Origin of the sequence: Candidatus Propionivibrio aalborgensis, assembly GCF_900089945.1 — a bacterium.
In the GTDB taxonomy this organism is placed as follows: Bacteria; Pseudomonadota; Gammaproteobacteria; order Burkholderiales; family Rhodocyclaceae; genus Propionivibrio; species Propionivibrio aalborgensis.
Genome location: NZ_FLQY01000189.1, coordinates 1 through 6378, shown reverse-complemented (window position 1 = coordinate 6378; position 6378 = coordinate 1). Strand labels below are relative to the sequence as shown.

At 58.2% G+C, this 6378-nt stretch carries 2 protein-coding genes; one reads left to right on the top strand and one right to left on the bottom strand.

All coding sequences use genetic code 11. The annotated features are described in order from the left end of the window. A partial coding sequence (gene dacB / locus PROAA_RS10025; protein ID WP_222102205.1) for a D-alanyl-D-alanine carboxypeptidase/D-alanyl-D-alanine endopeptidase occupies positions 1 to 1413 on the top strand: 1413 nt, incomplete at its 5' end. A 34-nt stretch (positions 1414 to 1447) separates the two neighbouring features. On the opposite strand, the gene PROAA_RS10020 is transcribed toward dacB, so the two are convergent. Next, complete coding sequence (locus PROAA_RS10020) at positions 1448 to 5710, bottom strand: EAL domain-containing protein (RefSeq protein WP_186411205.1); 4263 nt, start codon at positions 5708 to 5710, stop codon at positions 1448 to 1450. Between the last annotated feature and the right edge of the window lie 668 nt (positions 5711 to 6378).

The window sequence follows — 6378 nt, the reverse complement described above, 5'->3', positions numbered from 1 at the left end:
CATTACTTTAAACGGCATTTCCCAACGTTCCTGCTGACAGTTGCTCTGCTTTTGCTGGCACAGGCGCCTGGCGCTTTCAGCGCCGAATTGCCGCCTGCGGTCACCCGCGCTTTGCAAGAGGCCGGTATTCCTCTGCGCAGCGTGGCTGTTGTCGTGCAAGGAGTTGACGCCGACCGTCCCCTCATCCGGCATAACGCCCTGCAGGCAATGAATCCGGCGTCGGCGATGAAGCTGGTTACCACCTACGCTGCGCTTGAACTGCTCGGTCCGGCCTACACCTGGAAGACGGAAGCTCTGGCGGATTCACTGGCCATCAAGGGACAGCTGAGCGGCAACCTCTACTTGCGTGGTAGCGGCGACCCGCGGCTTGCCCTCGAGCAATTCTGGCTGCTGCTGCGCCAGTTGCGCGTTCGCGGTGTTACCAATATTGGCGGCGACCTGATACTTGACCGCAGCGCCTTCGCTTTGCCGATACACAACCCGGCCGAGTTCGACAACGAACCGCTGCGTCCCTACAACGCTGGCCCGGACGCCTTGCTGGTCAACCTCAAGAGCCTGCGTCTGACCCTGAGCCCTGACGCAGCACAAAATGCCGTTGGCGTGGTCACCGAAACACCGAGTGAAGACCTGCGTATCGAGAACCGTCTGGCACTGACCCGTGACGCCTGTGGCGACTGGCGTGAACGCATCAAGGTCAAGGCCGATGACGAAGGCATCGAACTCGCGGGCAGCCTCTCCGCAAATTGCGGTGACAAGGCACTGAATCTTTCGCCGTGGTCAGCGAATGTGCAGGTCGATCGCCTTTTTCGTGCCCTTTGGCGCGAACTTGGAGGAAGCCTGAGCGGCAAGACGCGTGATGGTTTGACACCAGCCGCCGCCCGCATACTCGCCATTCAGGAATCGCCGCCACTCAGCGAAGTCGTCCGCGAAATAAACAAGTACAGCAACAATGTAATGGCCCGCCAGCTGTTCTTGACCCTGGCTGCCAAACGCCCCGCAACAGCGGAAGGCGCACGCCAACGAATCGAGGAATGGCTGGACGACAAGAAGTTGAAGCTGCCGGCGCTGGTGATCGACAACGGATCGGGGCTATCGCGCAGCGATCGCGTCTCGGCCGACGGCTTGAGCCAGTTGCTGCTCGCCGCCTGGAAAAGCCCGGTGATGCCGGAGCTGATATCCTCACTGCCGCTTGCCGGCATCGACGGCACGCTGAAAAAACGGCTGGGCAACAGCGCTGCCGCTGGACGCGCCCATCTGAAAACCGGCTATCTGGAGGGTGTGCGAGCAATTGCCGGCTACGTTCTGGACAGCAACGACCAACGCTGGGTGGTGGTCTTTCTGATCAACGACCCGAAGTCACGCATGGGCAAACCGGCGATGGATGCGCTGCTGCGTTGGGTCGCCGAGCGTTGACTGAAACTCGTTGAACGAAACTCGCTGATCGAAATCATTTCACCGGACGATAGTCGCGGACGAAAGCCTCGAACTGTTCTGCCGGCATGGGTCTGGCGAAGAAGTAGCCCTGTACTTCGTCGCATCCCTTGTCGCGCAGGAAAGCGACCTGTTCCGCTGTCTCGACACCCTCGGCAATCGTCTGCAGACCCAGGCTTCCGGACAGGCCGATAATCGCGTCGACAATCGCCGCATCTTCCGGATCGCTGGAAATGTCGCACACAAAGGACTGGTCGATCTTCAGCTTGTAGACCTTGAAGCGCTTGAGGTAACTCAACGAGGAATAGCCGGTGCCAAAATCGTCAATCGACATGCGAATTCCGCGCTCGTACAGATCGTTCATCACAGCAACGGCAGCGGGCGGATCCTCCATTGCCACACCCTCGGTCAGCTCCAGTTCGAGGCAGTGCGCCGGTAGCTTGAATTCATCAAGGATCTGCGTCACCAATTCCGGAAGCTTGGCCTGCCGAAACTGGACCACTGAAAGATTGACTGCCATCACCATTGGCGACAGACCGGCATCTATCCACGCTTTCATCTGGCGAATGGCCGTCCGCAGCACCCATTCGCCAATCGGCAGGATCAGGCCGCTATCCTCGGCAACGGGAATGAAGTCACCAGGGGCAACACTGCCCAACTCAGGATGCCGCCAGCGCAGCAGCGCTTCAACGCCAATGATTCCGCCGCTTTCCAGCGAGATCTGGGGCTGGTAGTGCAGCTCGAGCTGATCCAGCTCAAGCGCATTTCGCAAGAAATTTTCCAGTTGCAGCGCCCGATCCGAACGATCCTGCATCTCCCGGGTGAAAAAACGGAAGGTATGGCGCCCGCCATGCTTGGCCCTGTACATGGCCGCGTCGGCACACATGGACAGGGCTTCGTAGGTCGCTCCGTCGGCGGGGTACATGGCGATGCCCAGCGATGGGGTGATGGTCAGTTCGTGCTGCTCGACACGGTAGGGTTGGGACAGCGTTTTCAACAGTTTTTCCGCAACGTGGGCGGCGCCATCCACGCTGGCACCCGGCAACACCAGGACGAATTCATCGCCGCCCAGGCGAGAAACCGTATCCTCGTCACGCAAGGTCGACTGTAGACGCCAGGCGACCTGAATCAACAATTCATCGCCAACACGGTGCCCGAGCGAATCGTTGACATTCTTGAAGCGGTCAAGGTCGAGGAAAACCAGCGCCAGCGATTCGCCGTCGCGTTCCGCCATGCTCAGCGCCTGACTGACACGGCCGGCCAGCAGGTTACGGTTCGGCAGGCCCGTGAGCGCGTCGAAATGGGCCAGGCGATGAATGTGCGCCTCGTTCGCCTTGTCTTCGGAGATATCGCTGAATATGCCCACGTAGTGGCTGACCTTGCCGTTGCTGTCGCGCACCTGGCTGATCGTGGCCGATTCCGGGCAAATGTTGCCGTCCTTGCGCCGGTTCCACAATTCACCCTGCCAGTGACCTTCCGTGCAAACGGCATACCATAAGGCCCGGTAAAAATGCAGGTCATGATGTCCCGAGGCAAGCATGCGCGGATTCTTCCCCAGTACCTCGATCGCGCTATAGCCCGTGATCTCGGAGAACGCCCGGTTGACCATCAGGATATTCAGATCGGCATCGGTGACAATGATCCCCTCGGCGCTCTGTTCGAACACCTTGGCGGCAAGCGTGAGCTGCTCCTCGGCCTTCTGACGTTCAGTCAAATCGGTCAGGATGCAATGTGTCTGCAGGAAGTTTCCTTCCTTGTCACGACTGATCCGCCCATTCACCATCAATAGCCGGTGCGTCCCGTCACGACGGACGAACTGGAACAGCGGCCCGTCGACGCTCCCGGTATGCTGGAAATTCGGATATTCAAGCTCCATCGTATCGACCGAGACATCGGTCATGAAGTCGCCGACGAAGCGCCCGATAACCTCGTCGCGGGTCCGTCCGAGCATGTTCAGCCAGGCCTCGTTCACGTCCAGAATGTTCCCGACGAGATCCAGCGACTGGTAGGCCAGCGGAGCATTCTCATAAAGATCGCGAAAACGGCTTTCACTCTCGCGCAACGCCGTTTCCATCTGCCTTCTCTCGGCGTCCTTGGCAAAATACGTCAAGGCAAAGCTGATGTCGTACGCCATTTCAACGAGCAAATCGCGAACTTCCACATCGAAGGTGTCGCCCGTGTTGGCGTAGATAATCAAGGCACCAACCACTTCATCCCGCCTGGTCAGCGGCAGGGCGCCCACCGCTCCCCAACCTGCTTGCGCGGCGTGCTCATGCCACGCCGCTGTGCGCGGATCGGCCAGGTAGTCCAGGATCCAGACGGGCCGGCGCTCGCGTATCGCGGTTCCCGTTGCGCCCTTGCCATACGGACTGTCGGCATCGGCGGAAACCTGCGTACGATGCAGAAAATCGGCGCCTTCTCCGTAGGTCGCGGATGGCCGAACAAGCTGGGTGTCGTGATCAAGCAGCCCGACCCAGGCCAGCTTCATGCCGCCGTACTCAACGGCGAAACGGCAGATTTGCGGGAACAGTTCTTCCTGACTGGTGCAACGCACAATGGCCTGGTTGCATTCGCTCAAGGCGGAATACATGCGCGTCAGGCGAAGAATTCTGGCTTCGGCCTGCTTGCGCGCGGTAATGTCCTGTACCGTGGCAATGAAGTATTCTGGCGTGCCATCGGCCTGGCGTACGCACTTGACATCAAGGGACGCAAACACCGTCGACCCATCCTTGCGGATGAATCGCTTGTCCAGCGCGTATCCCTCGGATTCGCCGCGCATGACCCGCTCGAACTCGGCGACATCAACGCCAAGGTCATCCGGATGCGTCATTTCGGCCAAGGTGATGCGGATCAAGTCCTCGCGCGGATAACCGAGAATTTCGCACAGACGGTCATTGAATTGCACCCAGTGCTTGCTGGTCGGCGAACTCACGGCGATGCCGATGAACGGCAGATCAAAGAACCGCCGTAGCAACCGGTCCGAGTTCGCCTGCACCTCCAGTTGCAGGGTGCGGCCGCGCTGGCGCCACAACAGCAGCATCACTGCGCCAAGAATGACGAAGGAAAGCAAGGCGATCAGACTGATCCAAGACACCAGAACATGTAGCGGCTTGAGAACCTCATCGCGGTCGAGCTTGGCCAAAAGAACCCAGTCGGTACCTGTCACTGGACGAAAAGCCGCCAGAACCGCCGCGCCCCGATAGTCGATACCCTGAGTCGTACCCGGGTGCGCGGTGTTGATCGCCACGACGGCAGGCAACTCCGTTCTGCTCATGGGCACGCGTTTGGCAGCGTCACCGTCCTGTTTGTGGCGAAGGTCCGTGAGACAGATCGCCGAATCGCCATCGCGGCGGACGAGCAGGGTTTCTCCGCTCGGGCTGCCGGCCGGCCAGCGCTGGATATAGGGAAACAGGAAGCGTTCAAGCGATATATATATGACCACGAAGCCCACGGGCTGCAACTCACCTGTATCCGTCTTGAACAGAGGCACGACGAGGTCGAGAGCGCTATGGCCTTCGGCATCGACGAAGATTGCGCTGCGCTGTGGTCGGGCGCTGGCCAGCGCCCAAGGCAGCAGCAAGGGCATCTGTGGCGACCACTGTCGTGTCGGCCCCAACGCCATGAGCTGTTTCCCTTGCGCATCGATCAACGACAGTGCCTCGATATGCATTGCGCTCATGGTAATCGCCAGACGCTCGCGAAGCTTATCCTCCAGTTTGCTCCCGCCAGGCACCTGCAAATCGAACACCTGCTCGGGCAAACCCGCTTGCGCCATGATGACCAGAGCATCGCTTTCACGTTCGGCGACCCAGTTTTCAACTTGTTCGGCTTTGAGATCAACAATGGCTTGCAGATCTTCATAAGCCTCATGCTCGAAGTGCGGGGCATTCACTTTGACCACGACAAACCCAACCAAAGGCACCAATGCCAACAAACCCACACAAGCCAGCACTTGCCAGGGCAACTTGCCCGGCAAGTCTTCCCAACGGCGAATGGGCGAACTTGTTGAGCGTATTGAGCTTGCAGAAGGGGCATTCTGGACCGGTATGGGATCTCGCCACTGCTTGAGCAGGAAAAAAAACAGAATGCTGGTCACCAGAACGAACAGCATATCCTTGGCCAGTTCGATTCGCCCCTGCATCACCGGATCGTCGAAGCCGTATGTGAGCAGGGTGCCAAATACCATAACCCCAAACAAAGCCAGTGCCGCATACAGTATGGCGACACGGGCGGGAGTAAGCCGCCGCGTTGTGGAAGAAGGTTTAAGAGGCTGGTTCATTGGTCATTTGACGTCGACACCAAGCGCCCATCATACGCTTCAACTCGTTTTTCTCCACACTCTCACCAGGCCCGGAATACGCATATCGAAGTGCTTCCAGCGCAATCAAATCCTGGCGATTAGAGCCTGGCAGTGATCGTGGGCATTTGGCTGGAATCAGAGGCGTCAGGCCTCGAATTCAATGGAAGGTTTAAGCGGTACGAAGAAGCTATACGCCGAGTATAGCGACCCCATAAATGCCAGTACCACACAATGCACTCCTGCCACCGTCAAAAATCAGTCCTGCAGTTACCCTCCACGGGGCACCCGTTGAATCTCCCCGGTTTCAGCAAACACTCTTGAGCTGGTTAAGAAACAGCCTTTCTTTACTGTACTGGAGAAACGTCGTTTGCATAAGTATAGCGGCCTCATGTTGCCCCAACTCAAGGACGTATCGACCTGTCCGGCCCCTCTCCGATGCCGAAGAGCTGCCAACGACGTTCAGACCAGCAGCACGACATGGCAAATAAGAAATCTTCCTGAGCGCAGATACCAGCATACCGTGAAACCAGTAGGTGATCACACGTATGTCCTTTTACTCGTTCGGGCCTCAACCTGCAGGCAAATCTAGTAGTTAGTTCCATCAATATAGTTACAAAATAGTCGATAATGGTTATGATCCTTGTACA

Excerpts from the sequence above, each read along its gene's own strand:
- PROAA_RS10020 (WP_186411205.1), bottom strand. The coding sequence starts at position 5,710 with ATGAACCAGCCTCTTAAACCTTCTTCCACAACGCGGCGGCTTACTCCC.